This window comes from Bacteroidota bacterium (assembly GCA_026391695.1).
Taxonomy (GTDB): domain Bacteria; phylum Bacteroidota; class Bacteroidia; order Bacteroidales; family JAGONC01; genus JAPLDP01.
This window is the reverse complement of the sequence record JAPLDP010000024.1, coordinates 16,722-32,602: the sequence shown is the minus strand read 5'-3', so window position 1 is coordinate 32,602 and position 15,881 is coordinate 16,722. Positions and strand designations below refer to the sequence as shown.

The 15,881-nt window shown below is 39.6% G+C and carries 17 protein-coding genes and 1 pseudogene; 12 read left to right on the top strand and 6 right to left on the bottom strand.

Going from position 1 to position 15,881, the window contains the following annotated elements; genetic code table 11:
* Nucleotides 1-822: 822 nt before the first annotated feature.
* Nucleotides 823-2,499, top strand: a complete 1,677-nt coding sequence (locus NT175_02270; GenBank protein MCX6233535.1) for a T9SS type A sorting domain-containing protein — start codon at nucleotides 823-825, stop codon at nucleotides 2,497-2,499.
* A 78-nt stretch (nucleotides 2,500-2,577) separates the two neighbouring features.
* Here NT175_02270 and NT175_02265 read toward each other — a convergent pair.
* Nucleotides 2,578-2,988: pseudogene (locus tag NT175_02265) on the bottom strand (transposase).
* Between NT175_02265 and NT175_02260 the strand changes: the two are divergent.
* Nucleotides 2,927-3,535: a hypothetical protein gene (locus NT175_02260; GenBank protein MCX6233534.1), complete on the top strand. Its 609-nt coding sequence runs from the start codon at nucleotides 2,927-2,929 to the stop codon at nucleotides 3,533-3,535. The pseudogene NT175_02265 and the gene NT175_02260 overlap by 62 nt on opposite strands.
* Before the next feature lie 340 nt (nucleotides 3,536-3,875).
* On the opposite strand, the gene NT175_02255 is transcribed toward NT175_02260, so the two are convergent.
* Nucleotides 3,876-4,049, bottom strand: coding sequence for a hypothetical protein (locus NT175_02255; GenBank protein ID MCX6233533.1), 174 nt, complete (start codon nucleotides 4,047-4,049; stop codon nucleotides 3,876-3,878).
* Nucleotides 4,050-4,372: 323 nt separating this feature from the next.
* On the opposite strand from NT175_02255, the gene NT175_02250 reads away from it, so the two are divergent.
* From NT175_02250 to NT175_02225, 6 genes are all read left to right on the top strand, one after another.
* Nucleotides 4,373-4,576 (top strand): hypothetical protein, encoded by a 204-nt coding sequence (locus NT175_02250; protein ID MCX6233532.1) that lies wholly within the window; start codon nucleotides 4,373-4,375, stop codon nucleotides 4,574-4,576.
* Nucleotides 4,569-5,180: a T9SS type A sorting domain-containing protein gene (locus NT175_02245; GenBank protein MCX6233531.1), complete on the top strand. Its 612-nt coding sequence runs from the start codon at nucleotides 4,569-4,571 to the stop codon at nucleotides 5,178-5,180. Before NT175_02250 ends, NT175_02245 begins: the two co-directional genes overlap by 8 nt.
* A gap of 150 nt (nucleotides 5,181-5,330) precedes the next feature.
* On the top strand, nucleotides 5,331-5,828 hold the full coding sequence (locus NT175_02240; GenBank protein MCX6233530.1) for a hypothetical protein: 498 nt from the start codon (nucleotides 5,331-5,333) through the stop codon (nucleotides 5,826-5,828).
* 181 nt (nucleotides 5,829-6,009) lie between these two features.
* Nucleotides 6,010-7,401 (top strand): MBL fold metallo-hydrolase, encoded by a 1,392-nt coding sequence (locus NT175_02235; GenBank protein ID MCX6233529.1) that lies wholly within the window; start codon nucleotides 6,010-6,012, stop codon nucleotides 7,399-7,401.
* 113 nt (nucleotides 7,402-7,514) lie between these two features.
* On the top strand, nucleotides 7,515-8,402 hold the full coding sequence (locus tag NT175_02230; GenBank protein ID MCX6233528.1) for a hypothetical protein: 888 nt from the start codon (nucleotides 7,515-7,517) through the stop codon (nucleotides 8,400-8,402).
* Nucleotides 8,403-8,429: 27 nt separating this feature from the next.
* The gene (locus tag NT175_02225; GenBank protein ID MCX6233527.1) at nucleotides 8,430-9,422 is read left to right on the top strand and encodes an AI-2E family transporter; all 993 of its coding nucleotides are present in this window, start codon (nucleotides 8,430-8,432) and stop codon (nucleotides 9,420-9,422) included.
* A gap of 65 nt (nucleotides 9,423-9,487) precedes the next feature.
* On the opposite strand, the gene NT175_02220 is transcribed toward NT175_02225, so the two are convergent.
* The 4 genes from NT175_02220 to NT175_02205 all read right to left on the bottom strand — a co-directional run bounded on the left by NT175_02220 (nucleotide 9,488) and on the right by NT175_02205 (nucleotide 12,375).
* The gene (locus NT175_02220) at nucleotides 9,488-10,183 is read right to left on the bottom strand and encodes a hypothetical protein (protein MCX6233526.1); all 696 of its coding nucleotides are present in this window, start codon (nucleotides 10,181-10,183) and stop codon (nucleotides 9,488-9,490) included.
* 68 nt (nucleotides 10,184-10,251) lie between these two features.
* A complete protein-coding gene (locus NT175_02215; protein ID MCX6233525.1) occupies nucleotides 10,252-11,088 on the bottom strand; it encodes an ABC transporter permease subunit in 837 nt (278 codons plus the stop codon).
* A gap of 1 nt (nucleotide 11,089) precedes the next feature.
* Nucleotides 11,090-11,812: an ATP-binding cassette domain-containing protein gene (locus NT175_02210; GenBank protein MCX6233524.1), complete on the bottom strand. Its 723-nt coding sequence runs from the start codon at nucleotides 11,810-11,812 to the stop codon at nucleotides 11,090-11,092.
* Nucleotides 11,813-11,841: 29 nt separating this feature from the next.
* The gene (locus tag NT175_02205) at nucleotides 11,842-12,375 is read right to left on the bottom strand and encodes a hypothetical protein (GenBank protein ID MCX6233523.1); all 534 of its coding nucleotides are present in this window, start codon (nucleotides 12,373-12,375) and stop codon (nucleotides 11,842-11,844) included.
* 157 nt (nucleotides 12,376-12,532) lie between these two features.
* Here NT175_02205 and NT175_02200 point away from each other — a divergent pair, with 157 nt between their 5' ends.
* The 4 genes from NT175_02200 (at nucleotide 12,533) to NT175_02185 (ending at nucleotide 15,878) form a co-directional block, all read left to right on the top strand.
* Nucleotides 12,533-13,630, top strand: a complete 1,098-nt coding sequence (locus tag NT175_02200; protein ID MCX6233522.1) for a hypothetical protein — start codon at nucleotides 12,533-12,535, stop codon at nucleotides 13,628-13,630.
* 187 nt (nucleotides 13,631-13,817) lie between these two features.
* Nucleotides 13,818-14,480, top strand: a complete 663-nt coding sequence (locus NT175_02195) for a hypothetical protein (GenBank protein MCX6233521.1) — start codon at nucleotides 13,818-13,820, stop codon at nucleotides 14,478-14,480.
* A 4-nt stretch (nucleotides 14,481-14,484) separates the two neighbouring features.
* Nucleotides 14,485-15,057 (top strand): hypothetical protein, encoded by a 573-nt coding sequence (locus NT175_02190; protein MCX6233520.1) that lies wholly within the window; start codon nucleotides 14,485-14,487, stop codon nucleotides 15,055-15,057.
* The gene (locus NT175_02185; GenBank protein ID MCX6233519.1) at nucleotides 15,054-15,878 is read left to right on the top strand and encodes a hypothetical protein; all 825 of its coding nucleotides are present in this window, start codon (nucleotides 15,054-15,056) and stop codon (nucleotides 15,876-15,878) included. The genes NT175_02190 and NT175_02185 overlap by 4 nt, the downstream gene beginning before the upstream one ends.
* Nucleotides 15,879-15,881: the final 3 nt, after the last annotated feature.

Genomic DNA, 15,881 nt, shown 5'->3' with positions numbered 1-15,881 from the left:
CTTTTTGTACCTTTGTTGTGCAGCATGGTTTTTTGTTTTGTTTGTCACTGCTAATATATTATAAAACAATATATTAGCCAAATTTCCATGCTGCATTTTTTACATTTTTTTTAACTATTTTTTCAACTGCGAAACGTTAGTAAATAATTATTCAATATACATATTCTTGAAGTGGTAGGAGAACTGGAAGGCAAAGGAAAACAGCGAGGGGAAGGATGAAATTGAGAGTATTCATTAAACTGTGTCAAAAATTAATTCTATTACCCAAGATAATCACTAATTTTTGAAGCGTAATGTTTTTGTTCTATGCGGGGATTGTCTATTTCTCGATAATCAGCATGGAAGCGAGGTAGATGATTTTCATTAAAGCGTTTTACGAGGCAAACGCACCTTTGATTTTTATCACCTTTCTTATCAGCTGATGGTAACCTTCAATAATGTTGGTTGTATAAATAATCCAGCAGATTTCCAGAGGATATTTGAATTAATTGGACAACTTTTCCCAGTTGTTTTTCTGGGAGATGAGAATAACGTGATATTGATGACCGAACTAAACTTTACTAATGGCGATAAAATGCTTTAAACAGCTTGTTTCAGGCCAATAGAAAAAGCTATTGCGGTACCATAAAATTCCTCCTTTTTTGGATTGTTGATCACGACTAATTAAAAAGAATCTTTTATAGTAATACATTTATATACAATAAATTTATTAACAAAGACTGTTAATTTGTAAGATCATTCCTTACATCAAACTCACGATAATTTAATACCTTTGGGTACCATAAAACCGGCATACCAAATATTCATTAAATCCTAATAATTATGAAAAATTTTACACTCATTTTGTTGTCCTTTTTACTAATATCTCCCTTTATAAGTGATGGCCAATGGAGCGATGATTATCTTGAAAATACGCCCATTTCGGTGTTAAGCGGTGAGCAAACGCAACCAAAGATTGCCATCGATGCACAAAGTAATATTTTCATCACTTATTTTAATAAAGCTTCCGGCAACTATGATCTATCGATAGACTACCTTGATAAGGATGGTAACCGGAATTGGCCCCAGGCGGTTTTGGTCAGCGACCATCCGCAGTATTCATGGACTACGGATTATGACACCAGGATTGACAACAACGGGAATTGCATCACCGTTTATTCTGATACCCTCAACGGGAATCCTGATCCTTACATTTATAAAATCTCACCTGACGGGAGTCACATGTGGGGAAGCGACGGTATAATTGTTACCAATGATCCTTCGGCCGAGTACAGCCCTGTTTTATGTGTTACCACCGAAAATAACTCTGTTGTGGCCTTTACACGCATCAACGACAAATCATCGTATCCTATGGTGCTGGTAGCCTTTGATGAAAATGGCAATAAATTGTGGACAGGCAGCGAAATAGTTTTCACACCTGATGATGCATATTCCTATGCAAGCCCATATATTATACCGTCGACAGATGGTGATTTCATTGTCGTATTTTCCAGAAGCTGGGGCAGCTCCTTGTATCCTGACCGTTATATGTATGCCCAGAGGTTTCATATCGACGGTACTCCCGCATGGTCAAATGAAGCAGTTCTCAGCGAACTCGGCGGTGTATCAGCTTGGGGTGAACTGGATGTAGAACCCGACGGTAATGGCGGTGTTATTGCCGCATGGTATGATGATCGTGACAACGACATGGTTTACAGTGCTTTTGTTCAATATATCAGCTATGATGGCAATGCCATATTCGAACCCAATGGTGTTGAGCTCAGCACAAAAGCCGGCGAACATAAATTCTATCCTTCTATTGCCGGTTTTGATAATTCAGGCAATCTTTGTCTATTCTGGAAGCAGACTAATTATAACCAGAACTATGCCGGACTGTACGGACAAAAATTGAATAGTGCCGGTGAAAGGTTATGGACCAATAACGGCAAAACAATTATTCCTATCGGGTCAACCTTCGCCGACCAGATAGGCAGCGATATTGTCAATGATACCTTATATGTGATTTATGAAATTTACGGTCTTAATACCATTGACAACCGGATAAAAGCCACAAGCCTGGATAAAAACGGCGACTTTGTATGGACAGGTGAGCACGTGATGATCTCTGATCTCCAAAAACAGGTACTGCATCCGTATATGTCTGAATTTTACGGACACCAATGGATTCTGGCATGGCGCGATACAAGGTCGGACGGAGGGGATATTTATGCTCAGAATCTGAATACCGATGGAACGATCGGAATCAATGGCGTAGGAATAAATGATACAGGTCGTCCTGAAATTGAGATTTATCCTAATCCAGCCGGGAATGTTCTATATATTGAGCAAGCTGGCGGGGAAAGCATATCTGTTTATAACCAGCTGGGACAGGTCGTTCTGGAGAAAACATGCACAGGTACTAACATGCAGCTTGACATTTCCGGTATGAAATCCGGTTTATATTTCATACAACTTATACATCAGCAGGGTACAGATTCCAGGTATCTGATAGTAAAATAATCCACAAGAACTGACCTTTCGGATAGGACTTTATCTTTATAGAATGATAAGCTATTTTAACGTGAGTTCGACATAAAATTAGAACAATAATAGCTGTGGTGTATCAACTATTTCATAATGAATGGAAGGTTTTTCAGGAAGAAATGAATAGGCAATTAACCCAGAGATAAGATTGACAATGAAGTTTTTAACGCTACGATACCTGGAATGCTCAATTTGATATATGTTTTTCAGTTCATCTATAACCGACTCTATAATGGCTCGTTTACAAAGAAATATCTTGTCAGATAGGGTCATCAAGGAGTTTTTCATATTGCTTCTAATTTTTGTAATTAAATGAATTCCATCGACAAACAATGCTTCAAAGAGTTTCTGGGACAAGTATCCTTTATCTCCAAAGAGCTTGCGAATTAAAAATTGAATGATTATGATAAAATTAAATCTATCAACTGCTATTCTGGTGTTACTTCTATGTAACATTTTCCCTTTTAAATATATAGAATTAAACAATAACACATTGATTAATAATTATTTAGTGAAATATCAGAGTGATTGTTTAATTGATACAAAAATCAATGCATATACTTTAGAAACTGACTTATCAGAACTGATTGGAGAAATTGATACAGGAAATTCAGGTCCAGATTTTCATTATATCTTGTGTAATAAAGATTTAAATGAAGAATTGATCTTGTTATTTCAACCTGGCCGGATAAGAAATCATTGTTCCTATTTCACTGTCAAAAGAATTGATGTTTTTGATTCCGCAATAAAAAAAGTTAATTGTGAACATTTCACATCAGGTAGTGGAATTATGATAGGATGTGATATCGAACAAGTAAAATCAAGACTAAATATGAATTTTATTGATGCCTATATTACTAAGGATACAACTATTCTCAATTATTGGGTAGATCTCAATAATGAAGCATGTTTCGATATTGCAAAAAAATATAATATGCCACTTTATTCGGCTAAATATGTTTTCATTAAGAATGTTTTAATCGAATTTGAATTTGGCTTCCCTTATCCATAATTTGTTATAGTTCAGTAAAAGGTTGATTGTTATGCAAGTTTATATAATTAGATTATCGAAAATTAAAAATTGCTGAGTGTAAATGTTTTAAATGTCAACTATATAGCATCCACAAAATTCAAATCTCTATATAACTGAAAAAATATCACAATTTATAATTAGTCTGGATTTTAAGGGAAGAATTCATAGGCTTTATCGAATAGCCATTACCAATTAGAGAAATAGATAGGCTGTGTAAAAATCCTAGTGAATGATTTTTTACTAAAAGTTAAAGGCTAGTTATCCTGCCTTCCAACTGTAATTTCTGAAACGTAATGTTCTAGTTACATAGTGGGATTGTCTATTTCTCGATAATCAGCGTTGAAGCTAGGTAGATGATTTTCATTAAGGCATTTTCCGAAGCAAAAGCACCCTTGGTTTTTGTCACCTTACCGATCTGCTGGTGGTATCTCAATGATGACAGTTGTATAAATGATTCATCAGATTTTATGGAATATTTAAAGTAGTTGGACATCTGTTCCCAGTTGTTTTTCTGTAAGATAGAAACCGGAATATTGATAAGCGGATAAGCTTTATCATTGGAGAAATAATGCTTTGAACAGCCTATTTCAAGCCAATAGAAGAGGCTATTGCGGTACTATAAAATTCCTCCTTTTTGGGATTGTTGATCACTACTAATTTAAGAAGAATCCTTTATAGTAATATATTTATATACAATAACTTATTAACAAAGACTTTTAATTTGTAGGATCATTCCTTACATCAAACTCACGATAATTTAATACTTCTGAGTACCATAAAACCGGCGTACCAAATATTCATTAAATCCTAATAGTCATGAAAAAGTTTACTCTCTTTTTAATGCTGTTTTTAATGTCATTTCCATTCGCCAGTGATGGTCAATGGAGCGATGATTATCTTGAAAACACGCCAGTTTCAACGATTACCGGTGAGCAAACACTTCCCAAGATTGCTACAGATACGCAGGGTAATATTTTTATCACATATTTTAATTCAGCCTCCTGCAGCTATATTGAATAGTGCCGGTGAAAGGTTATGGACTAATAATGGGAAAACGATTATACCAATAGGGTCGATCTTTGCCGATCAGATCGGCAGCGATATTCTAAACGACACTATGGTTGTGGTTTATGAAAATTACGGACTTAATGTTATTGATAACCGGATAAAAGCTACATGCCTGGATAAAAACGGCGACTTTGTATGGCCCGGAGAGCATGTCATGATTTCCGATGTCCAAAAGCAAGTCATTCATTCGTATATATCTGACTTTTATGGACATCAGTGGATTATGGCATGGTGCGATACAAGGTCGGACGGAGGGGATATTTATGCTCAGAATCTGAATACCGATGGAACGATCGGAATCAATGGTGTAGGAATAAAAGATACAGGTCGACCTGAAATTGAGATTTATCCTAATCCGGCCGGGAATGTTCTATATATTGAGCAAGCTGGCGGGGAAAGCATATCTGTTTATAACCAGCTGGGACAGGTCGTTCTAGAGAAAACGTGCACAGCCAGTACCATGCAGTTAAGCCTTGACACATTTAAACCAGGGATGTACTTTTTAAGACTTTCAGGCGATACCGGTTTTACCGGACATTGCTTCATAGTGGAATAAGAAAATAAGGATGACTTCCCGATCTGAACTTTTAACAAATTTTATAATTCCATTTAACATTCCTTAACGCTGTTTTTATTCACCTTACTCCGTTGTAGCAGTAATTTTGGCCGGTAATTCACCAAAACTTTAACCTAAAAATTAAAAGTAATGAAAAAGATTTTTTTGATGGCTCTGACATTTGTATTTGTAGCCAGCGTAACAGTTTTTGCACAGAATCAAAAACCGGTTGAAAAGAAAGAAGCTCCAAAAACCACCAAGGTGGAAAAAAACCAAGCAGCAAAGCCTGCTACTCCTCCAAAACATACTCAGCAGAAACCTACTACTCATCCGAAGCTTGCTACCCAGCCGAAACCTGCTGCTCAATCAAAGACCGGTGAGGTAAAAGAAATCAAGGCTCCGGCGACAACGGCGGGAGAAGCTAAAACTGCTACTGAACAAAAAACAGATATGCTTAAAAAAGAAACTGCACCCCAGTCGACAGAAGTAAAAGACAAGGGAATTAAGACAGGAATAGAACAAAAGACAGGTGAGAAAAAAGAAGTTAGGCCGGCACCAAAACCGACAACAGCACCTGTGAAGAAAACCGAACCACCGAAGCCTGCAAATACGGCAGCGGTAAAATCAACACAACCAGTTAAAAAGTAATGAGTAAGTTGTAGTTGGTAAAGGCTGTTCCGATCATCGGGCAGCCTTTTTTGTTTTAAAATACAAAATATAGCGATATAACGAAACAACAATTTTTTCACTTCGAATATCGTTACATCGTTACATCGCTACATCGTTATATTTATCCATACCTTTGAAATAACATCTTAAAAAAATCCTCATGAAAATCACCCTTTATGGTGCTGCCGGCGGAGTGACAGGATCCTTATTTTATGTGAAGACCCAAAATGCCGGTGTTGTTATCGACTGCGGGCTATTTCAGGGCAATAAAAAGGCCGACCTGATGAACCGCAAGCTACCTCCAATAAGTTTGAAGCGGCTGGATGCCATTGTTTTGACCCATGCTCACCTGGATCACTGCGGACGTCTGCCTTTGTTTATAAAGTATGGATATGACCATCCTGTCTATGCTACACCTGCAACCATCGAAATGGTGGGACTGATCCTTCATGATGCAGTAAGGGTTCAAGCCTCGGACATAGAACACTTAAACCGTCGTCGCCTGCGAAAGGGAAAAGAACCAACAAAGCCACTTTATGATATCGAAGATGTGGAAAGGACGCTACAACTGTTGCAGCCAATTCCATACAACAGGCCTGTTGAGGTTGCACCGGGTATTTTGGTACAAGCCACTGAAGCCGGCCATATTCTGGGTTCTGCCAGCCTTAAGGTAATAGCTGAGGAAGATGGAAGAAAGAAAGTGGCTGTCTTCTCAGGTGATATTGGTCCGCATGATATGGCCATATTAAAGGATGCTGTGCCGTTCCATAATGCAGATGTGGTATTCATGGAATCCACCTATGGTGACCGTGATCACCGATCATTGGAAGATACCATTCTTGAGGCCGAAGACATCATCAGGCAGGCCATTCAGGAGCGAGGCAAGATTTTAGTGCCGGCTTTCGCTGTCGGACGCACACAACAGCTCCTGTATTATCTTGCTGCAGCATTCCATGATAATGCTATTCCTCGGTTTCCTGTTTATTTGGACAGTCCCATGGCTATTGAAGCGACAAAAATCTATGCAAGGCATCATGAGCTATGGGATAAAGAATCCATGGAGCTTATACGAAAAGGATACCTCAGGGCTGATTTAAGCGATGTAATTTCTACATCTACGCCTGAAGAATCGAAGGCTCTCAATGAAGTCAGGGGACCCTGCCTGATCATGGCAGGATCAGGCATGTGCAATGCAGGACGCATACTTCACCACCTGCGGCATAATCTTTGGCGGCCGGAAACATCAGTCATCATCGTCGGCTACCAGGCTGAAGGAACGCTTGGCCGCAGGCTTGTTGACGGCGCCAGGACCGTATCGATCTTTGGTGAGAAAATAGCTGTCAGGGCAACCATCCATAAACTCGGAGGATTCAGCGCCCATGCCGGTCAAACAGACCTGTTGCACTGGTTTGATGCCGTTGCCTCAACACGCCCTCTAACTGTCCTGATCCACGGTGAAACACGCGGACGGGAGCCACTAGCTGAAATCATCAGGCATCGCTATGGTCTGCAACCTCTGCTTCCTGAACCAGGTGACGTGATTGAGATATAACCGACCAGAAATTTATAATGAAACAGGTAACGGATACTTTTATACTGATGATCTAATATTTTGTAATATGGCATCATCTTCATAATTTCGTCAAAAATAAATCCTATCTCCTGATGCCCAAGGAATACATGAACTATCTTGGACTGGCGCTGACAATATCGGTCATCTTTCAGATGTTTGCCCAGGGACTCACGTATTCTTATGATGATTTATTTTTTTTCCGGAAACGCAGGGGTCTATTACTGCGATCATTGGTGGCTGTTGATGTTGTGGTCCCATTGTGCGCATTCCTTCTCATTTATTTTTTACATCCTCCCAAACATGTCGCTGCCGGACTGGCCATCCTGGTCTCCTGCCCGGCTGCGCCATTACATTTGCAAAGAATACAACAAGCAGGTGGAAAACGTGAATACCTTGTGAGTCTCCACCTGATACTCGCTATCCTATCGCTCATCACCATTCCCATTACACTTGGGCTCATGTCGCTAGCACTTGACTTCAAGCCGGCATATAGTATTATGCTGATTACTAAGATGGTGATGCTACTCGTTGTCGTGCCTGTATCACTTGGGATATTCATCCGTTCAAAAGTTCCTCTACTTGCAGCACATATACAAAAAACAATCCGTGTAATAGGATTTACGGTACTGCTTCTGGGAATTTTTTTTCTTGTCATTTATACTTTTGAACTGATGCTTAAAAAGCTGCTTGACATGGACTTCCTCTCCTATTTGGTCATTATTCTGATGATCTGCATGGCACTCACTATCGGATATTTCATGGCACCAAAGGAACCGGAAGAGCGCATGACCCTGGCTCTGGAAAGTGCGGCACGCCATCCGGGCTTTGCCCTTCTCATTGCATCGACCAGTTTCACCTTCGATAAAGCCGAAGCCATTCTGATACCTTACCTTTTTGTTTTTATCATCATCAGCGGATTATATATTCAATGGGAAAAGCAGAGACTGAAAAAAAGCGCTTCTATGCTACTAAAAAAATAGCTATCATTTATAAAATATAACACAGAAATGCAAGACAGATTGTTTAAACTTTTAGTTGCCGGGGCCAGCCTGGTGATCATCGTCGCCGGTCTTCATCAGATTCCTGAATTGATCAATCCATTCCTCCTTGCCCTGCTCATTGCCTTTGCCATTACACCAATCACTGCATGGTTCATCAAGAAGAGATTATCCAAAGTCATGGCTATTATCCTTACATTCATCATTCTTCTGATTGCCGGCACCCTTATGAGTTCCATTCTGGTCAATTCGATTTCGCAATTTATCCAGGATGCACCATCATATCAACCCCGAATTCAGGAAATCACTGAAGAAATCGCAAAATTCTTCTCTTCTATTGGCATAAATATTACAGATCTTATATCTTCAAGTGCGTTAAATCCACAAAAAGTATTCGGAGTGGCCACAAATTTGCTGTCAGGAGTGATCTCTCTATTGAGTAACTCATTCCTTATCATTCTTCTGGTCATATTGCTACTTGCCAAATTCCAAATGATACGACAAAAAGTGGAAAGAGGCGATCTGTCACACAGTATTCTTTTATCACATTTTAATGAATTCACGGGCGATATTACTCGATATGTCTCGATTACTGCATTGACAGGTGTTATCAATGGCATACTAAATATTATTTTTCTTTTAATCCTGGGTGTTGATTACGCAGTTCTATGGGGTGTATTTACATTACTGACCAGTTTTATTCCCACAATCGGTTTTATTTTTTCAATGATTCCCCCGGCATTACTGGCTTTGATTGTGTTTGGATGGCAGAAAGCCCTGATTGTCATTATAGGCTACCTTGTTATCAATTTTATCAATGACAGTGTCTTGAAACCATTTATCATGAAAGGCGGCTTAAAAATCTCGATTCTGGAAGTCACGCTTTCCCTGGTCTTCTGGACATGGTGTCTTGGGATTATCGGCGGGATTTTATCAGTACCGCTTACTATTGCTGTCCAGAAGATCTTTAAGGCGGTCTCTGATGAGGTGGTGGTTAAATAATTGGAAACCGGATCTCCGTGAAACTCCGTGAATCCTCCGTGACCCTCTGTGGTTTAAATCCCGGCCTATTTTTCCGGTTCAGTGAATAATTGATCTTCAACTTCTTTATTTATTCTATAATTCGAAAACCGGATATATACTGCTCCTGTCTTGACTGTTTGTTCGTTCATCTTTTTCTCATCGACCTCAATCGATTTACCCATAAATTTTAATGGAATGTTGAAGTTTTCGATTTCAAAAGAGATCTTCATCACAGATGGAAGAGGATCAGCCGGCTTATCGTAGGAAAATTCAATCACATAACTGCCCTTGTTTCGTGTTGTGCTTTCCGCTTTTGTGATCCTGTTGTTTCCTTTATCAATCCAAAAAGTCGACAACACGATGTCTGATTTCCTTTTCGTTGGAATGACCTGTATCACATCATTTAACTGCCCCTGCATTTCTTCTTCACCGATATAAATCGCTGTAAAGTCCTCTTTTAAAATCTTATTGGCAGAAAAATCAAAGCCTTTTTTGGGGAGCATGATGAACTCGTCCGATTTGAATGTGACTTTGTCGGGTTGTTTGTAATAGGCCGTGGCATGTTTCACTGGCATGCGTATGAAGTCCACATCCAATTCTATCTCAACATCGGCCTGATAATCTTTGATCCTATCCAGATTTTTGGTAACATTCCCAAGGATCTGGTATGGATCCGATTCCTGTGCCAGGGAATAAAAGCATAGAAATGCTGAACAAAAAATAACGAATAATGATTTCATATACTTTGTATTACCTCACCCCCTTCGCCCCCTCTCCTGGAGGAGAGGGGGCCGGGGGATGAGGTGTTTCATGTCAAAATATCTTTTCTGTTAAAATAAAACACTGTTATCCCATAAAATATCACAACATATCCTGCCAGCACCACAGCATTTTTCATTATCTCTCCCCGGTCAATGTCAAAAGAAAAGAATAACTGCCAAGTATTCAGGTATGTAGTGAATAAAAACGGTTTAATAATGGCAAATAATTCTATATCAAGGCTCGATATCAGCGTAAAAATAATGATAACAGCCATTGTACTCAGAATGGGTCCCAGGGAATTATTGGATAATCCTGAAAGCAGGATAGATAAGGAAGCGACAGCAGCCATGCTCAGAAATCCAAATATATAAGCCATTACAAAACGCCAGAAAACATCATCCTCAGGAAAAATATTCAGAACACCCATCAGAACAATAAGATCTCCTTTTCCAAAAAGTATATATCCAAGGCCCATACTTAAGACAGCCAGAAATAAAACCGTAATTAACGCATAAATAATTCCGGCGATAAATTTTGCAGTTACTAGTCGTACCCTGCTGACAGGCCGTGTGAGCAGGACCCTGTAAGTTCCCGCGTTAGCTTCACCGGCCAAAAGATCGCCTGTCACTATAACGATGAGCAGGGGGATATGTACCCACAGGAAATTCAGGACAAGGTATGATGCCATGTACCCGTTAATCAGATTACCCTGCATGTAAAATGATTCAGCCAGATTTTGTGTGAGGAAGGCGAAAACATCCTGTCCTTCCCATGCAATGGCAGCCATGGTAATCATGACAATGATGAGGATGGCTGCAAAGCAGATATAGCTGCGTTTTCGCGTGAAAACCTTGTATAACTCGATACCTGTTACGCTTAACATGCTATGTCAATGTTAAAAAATATCCTTCCAGACTTTGATTTTCATTTTTCAACAATTCTGCGACATAACCTTCCACCACAGCCCTTCCCATATCGATGATGATCATACGGTTAGCAAGCTGTTCTATCTCATGTAATTGATGGGAAGAAAGAAGGATGGTTTTTTTCATTTCACTATTCAGCTGAATGATCAGGTCTCTTACATCTTTGACGCCCTGTGGATCGAGTCCGGCAGTCGGTTCATCCAGGATAATGAGTTCGGGTTGGTGCAGCAGGGCCTGGGCGATACCGAGACGTTGTTTCATTCCTTTGGAAAAGGTTTTCACCTTGCTTTCAGCGCGGTCGTGGAGTCCTGTCAAGGCAAGAACATCCATGATCTGACTGGCAGAGACTTTTTTACCGGAATATGTGGCCAGTATTTCAAGGTTTTTATAGGCGGTAAGATAATCATAAAAATCGGGTTTTTCAACCAAAGCGCCGATGCGGCTCAGGATGGCCTTTCGATTGCCTTGCAACGGCATACCAAAAATATGTACCGAACCCTTGTCAGGCCTGACAAGGGAAAGCATCATCCGGATGGTGGTGCTTTTACCCGAACCATTGGGGCCAAGGAATCCATAGATATCCTGCGAATAAACAGTCAAATTTAAATCCTCAACCGCCTGTATATCCCCAAACCGTTTTGATAATCCACTTATTTTAATGATTTCCCTTGCCTCATTCATCCTTATATAACTTAATGATCATTCATGACCTAATGACTGATTTTCACCGCTGAATAATCAACCCGCTGAATATAGGTAGGAGTAAAGAAAGTTGAGGTCCAGAAGTATCTGCTCAACAGAAAATCAGGACGATGAAAAAGGAAGTCCGGAAAAATATGATACCAGCGGTATCCATTCAACCTGAAAAACTGCCTGCACTGCTTTCCATAGCCAAGTTCTTTTGCAGCAAGAATGGCGGCATCACGCTGGCAGCGCGATTTGATGGTAGGCTTGACTATTTTTGTACTAAAACCATAAATATAGATCTGATCCTTGATCTGCTTATAATTCTGATACCTTGAACGCGCATCGAGCTGGGAAAGTACCGGCAAGGAACACACAAAACATACGATGTATAAACGAAGTAAAACCATTGGCAACGTTGATCCTTCCTCCGCTATCGGAAGGATATAGATGACTGAAATTGAGATACAAATTTCGATCAGAGTGATAAAGTGGAGTAGCTTGCCTGCTAAAAGATAGGATTTTAGTTTATTATAAGATGGACTGCAGGACAATTTCATCACGATTTATTATAATATAAAGTGAACAGCATCCTGAAATAAGTGACCAAAATTAAACAATTAATATGAATTAGTCCTTTCTGAGGTGAATTAGGCATTACAAAATTGGATTAAAGCATTCCATTTTCGATATTTGTAACGAACTAATTTTTACTCCATGAAAAGTGCATTCTTGTTCCTGATGCTCATTTTTCTCTCCGTTTCTGTTGAGGCCCAGCATCTTGCAGCATTCAGTGACTTATTAAACAGGTTTTATGTTTTTGATGCTGGAAACTTCAAACAATTGGAACAGCTCCGGATACAGACTTATCAGGTTGGTGGTGTATGTGTGGCTTATACCGACAACTCCGGGGCACTGAAAGCATATTACAATGGAAAGATTTATCCTCTTGAGTCAGCCAGTCCATCCATTAAATATACAGCCACCGATTATCTACTGGGCTGGTCATTGTTCGATTTTCTCAAGGTCTTCGACGGAGGCCAAATAAAGATACTCAGCACCGCATGCGCAGGATATGTCATCCAGGATAGCCTGATTGCATTTTATGATAGAGTCGAACAAAGGATCAAGGTTTATTACCAGGGAGAGATCATCACCATTGAGGATGGGCTTATAAACTTCCCTATTGAGAATTTTAAAAGCGGAGATAATATCGTAGCGTATGTGACAGCGGTTGATAATAAATTCAAGATTTTCTACCAGGGTCAAACTATCGAGATTGACGCCTTTGGCCAGGGTATACAATATGATGCAGGACGAGATATTGTAGCTTATATGGACATCCCCAGAAGCACTTTCAGAGTATTTTATAAAGGTGATTATTATGACCTGGAATACTTTGCCCCAAAATCTTTTAAAATGGGAGATGATATGATGGCCTATGTGGATGATCAGGGCAATTTTAAATTATTCAGGAATGGAAATGTTACTACTATACTCACTTATGAGCCGGCATTCTATGAAATTCAGGACAATGTGCTGGCATTCAGTGATCAGGGCTTTTTAAAGACATACTGCAACGATGCCATTCAAATAATCGAACGGTATATACCCCAAAAGTATAAACTGGACTATAGTACAATCGCTTACATTGATGAAAATAATAATATTGAAGCTATAAAGGATTGCCAGAAGTTCATAGTGTCCTATGACCGTGTCAGTGATATTGAACTGATCAGGGACCTTATCATCTATAAAATCGGCACCAATATCGTAAAAGTCTTTTATTACGGTCAGACTCTTGAATGGAAGTGATCGTCATAATTTGAACATCCTGCTGTTAGCAATAAATAAAGAACTCCCACAATATTTAGCGATTTGTGCGTTAATTTTACGATTCTAAATTATTTAGAAATTGTCTGTCAATAGGGACTGTATCAGTAAGAATAAAAGGAATTTACACAGACGTTTCAAAAAACAAATAATCTATAAATAACAGAATATGATTAGAAAACATGTAACAATCCACCGGCTGCTCATTATAATGTTAGTGGCCAGTATCACTGTTCTGGGGCCTGGTTGCGCCAGCAAAAAGAAACTCGCCAAACAGCAGGCACAAGAAAAGGCCAGGATAGAAGCCGAAGCCAAAGCAAAAAAAATTGCCGATGCTAAAATTGCCCTGCTTTCTATTATCAATGACCAGGGATCAATGACCCCTGAGCAGAAAGAAAAAAAACTGAACGATATCAAGGCTCAGAACTTTAATGATCCCGAGATTTTATCGTTGATTATAAAAGCACAGGATAAAATCGCCAGAGAAAAAGAACAGGCCCGCCTGGAGGAAGGAAAACGAAAAAATGAGATGAATAAAACTGTAAAAACATCACAATCGCTGGAAGATCAGTTTTTCGCAATATCCCATGCAACCAGCCTGTCCGAAGCTGACAACAAAATAATGGAAATGATGAAACTCTTTGCCGGTGAAAATGTCCCTGTTCTCATCATTATCTATCAGGATAAAAATAATACAGACTATGATGAGCCCACCACTATCAAAAAGTATCTGGAATTCCTGAAAGACCAGAAGAAAAACCTCAATTCAGTCTATAACATCAAGTATGATGAAAACGGAAAGATTACAGAGTTAGAACTTATCAAAAAGTAATATCATGAACAAGACAAGAATTCTTATTTGTATAGCAGGCTTACTATTTTCAACTGGTCTTTTTGCCCAGCCAGATATCAGCCCTGAGCGTAAAGCTGCCATAGACTCCCTTGCCCTCGAAAAGGTCAGGGACCTCAGCAAATACATCAGCATCATTGGTAATAAAGAAACCCCCTGGTCCGAAGCAAATCGTGTGATCGAGCGTGCTCTGGAGCTTTTTGCCGACGGCAGCCAGATGGGCGTGTCGTCACTGAACAGCGATGAGATCAAATATTACGGCATCAGGGAATACCTTGAGAGACTGATGGCCCTGAACTACGATAAGGTCAATATACAATGGTATAATATACAGTATATCAGCGACCTTGAGCTCCAGCCCGATGGCAGGTATGTGGGGGTGATTACTATTTTTCAACGCTTTGAAGGCAGTACGGGAGATAAACTGATATATAAGGATGTCACAAAAAAAGACATTACCGTATATGTCGAGCGCAAACAGACCCAGATCAGCGGCAGGCTCATCGGATTCTGGGATGTACTCCTTGGCGATATCAGGATCACTGAAACCACACCATGAGAAAACTCTTTTTCAGTCTTATTTTTTCACTCTTCATCTTTCAGCTATCAGCCCAATCCATCGGCACCTACCTTGGCGATGAAGATATATTGTATGCCCAAACCAAACAGGTAAACCAGTTTTTCCGCCGGTTTAACGGGGAGGAAGGAACTGATGGCAACAGGTATTTCCCGGGTGATACCTATTACAGGGATACCATCTTGCGTGAAAAATACCTCTCTATCCTGTTTGACGAGGAAAACTATAAGATTACAGAATCACTGAAAGATGAATTTATGGGTTTCGTGCTCGACAGGAATGCTCCGCATTTTCTTGCCTTCCATGGAGGTAACTGGTTTGCCGAAGTAAGTACCACTTTCCTTTTCAAAGGAACGGAAGAACCACTGACTTTGTTTCTTAAGTTGCAGGAAGAAAATGTCGGATCAAAATGGGTTATCACCAATGTTTATTTTGAACCCTTTCATGAGGCTTTTAACAATAACAAGAATGATTCGCTGAAATTTCTTCATCCTTTAAGTCATGAGCTGGATTTCATGAACCTTATCAATGTTTTCAAAGACCGGCAGGCGGTGGAACAATATGCATTAAGGGAATACAAACCTGATTATCTCACTCTTTTCATGTACGAAGTGAAGCAGGCAAATCTGGTCTTTAAAACTGTTAGACACGTTAAATTCCATTTCTTTCAGGTGCCGGGATGGTATTTCGAACTTGAAGATTTCAACCGGCCTGGTTATAATTCCGGATGGCTTATTGCAAATCTTATTAAGATCACCGAAGAGGAGAAGGAATTAATCATGAAGATCATATATCATGAATAATGA

What these genes read in the sequence shown, in the direction of transcription:
- NT175_02270 (MCX6233535.1), top strand. Translation starts at nt 823, where the DNA reads ATGAAAAATTTTACACTCATTTTGTTGTCCTTTTTACTAATATCTCCC.
- NT175_02260 (MCX6233534.1), top strand. Translation starts at nt 2,927, where the DNA reads ATGATAAAATTAAATCTATCAACTGCTATTCTGGTGTTACTTCTATGT.
- NT175_02255 (MCX6233533.1), bottom strand. Translation starts at nt 4,049, where the DNA reads ATGTCCAACTACTTTAAATATTCCATAAAATCTGATGAATCATTTATA.
- NT175_02250 (MCX6233532.1), top strand. Translation starts at nt 4,373, where the DNA reads ATGAAAAAGTTTACTCTCTTTTTAATGCTGTTTTTAATGTCATTTCCA.
- NT175_02240 (MCX6233530.1), top strand. Translation starts at nt 5,331, where the DNA reads ATGAAAAAGATTTTTTTGATGGCTCTGACATTTGTATTTGTAGCCAGC.
- NT175_02235 (MCX6233529.1), top strand. Translation starts at nt 6,010, where the DNA reads ATGAAAATCACCCTTTATGGTGCTGCCGGCGGAGTGACAGGATCCTTA.
- NT175_02230 (MCX6233528.1), top strand. Translation starts at nt 7,515, where the DNA reads ATGCCCAAGGAATACATGAACTATCTTGGACTGGCGCTGACAATATCG.
- NT175_02225 (MCX6233527.1), top strand. Translation starts at nt 8,430, where the DNA reads ATGCAAGACAGATTGTTTAAACTTTTAGTTGCCGGGGCCAGCCTGGTG.
- NT175_02220 (MCX6233526.1), bottom strand. Translation starts at nt 10,183, where the DNA reads ATGAAATCATTATTCGTTATTTTTTGTTCAGCATTTCTATGCTTTTAT.
- NT175_02215 (MCX6233525.1), bottom strand. Translation starts at nt 11,088, where the DNA reads ATGTTAAGCGTAACAGGTATCGAGTTATACAAGGTTTTCACGCGAAAA.
- NT175_02210 (MCX6233524.1), bottom strand. Translation starts at nt 11,812, where the DNA reads ATGAATGAGGCAAGGGAAATCATTAAAATAAGTGGATTATCAAAACGG.
- NT175_02205 (MCX6233523.1), bottom strand. Translation starts at nt 12,375, where the DNA reads ATGAAATTGTCCTGCAGTCCATCTTATAATAAACTAAAATCCTATCTT.
- NT175_02200 (MCX6233522.1), top strand. Translation starts at nt 12,533, where the DNA reads ATGAAAAGTGCATTCTTGTTCCTGATGCTCATTTTTCTCTCCGTTTCT.
- NT175_02195 (MCX6233521.1), top strand. Translation starts at nt 13,818, where the DNA reads ATGATTAGAAAACATGTAACAATCCACCGGCTGCTCATTATAATGTTA.
- NT175_02190 (MCX6233520.1), top strand. Translation starts at nt 14,485, where the DNA reads ATGAACAAGACAAGAATTCTTATTTGTATAGCAGGCTTACTATTTTCA.
- NT175_02185 (MCX6233519.1), top strand. Translation starts at nt 15,054, where the DNA reads ATGAGAAAACTCTTTTTCAGTCTTATTTTTTCACTCTTCATCTTTCAG.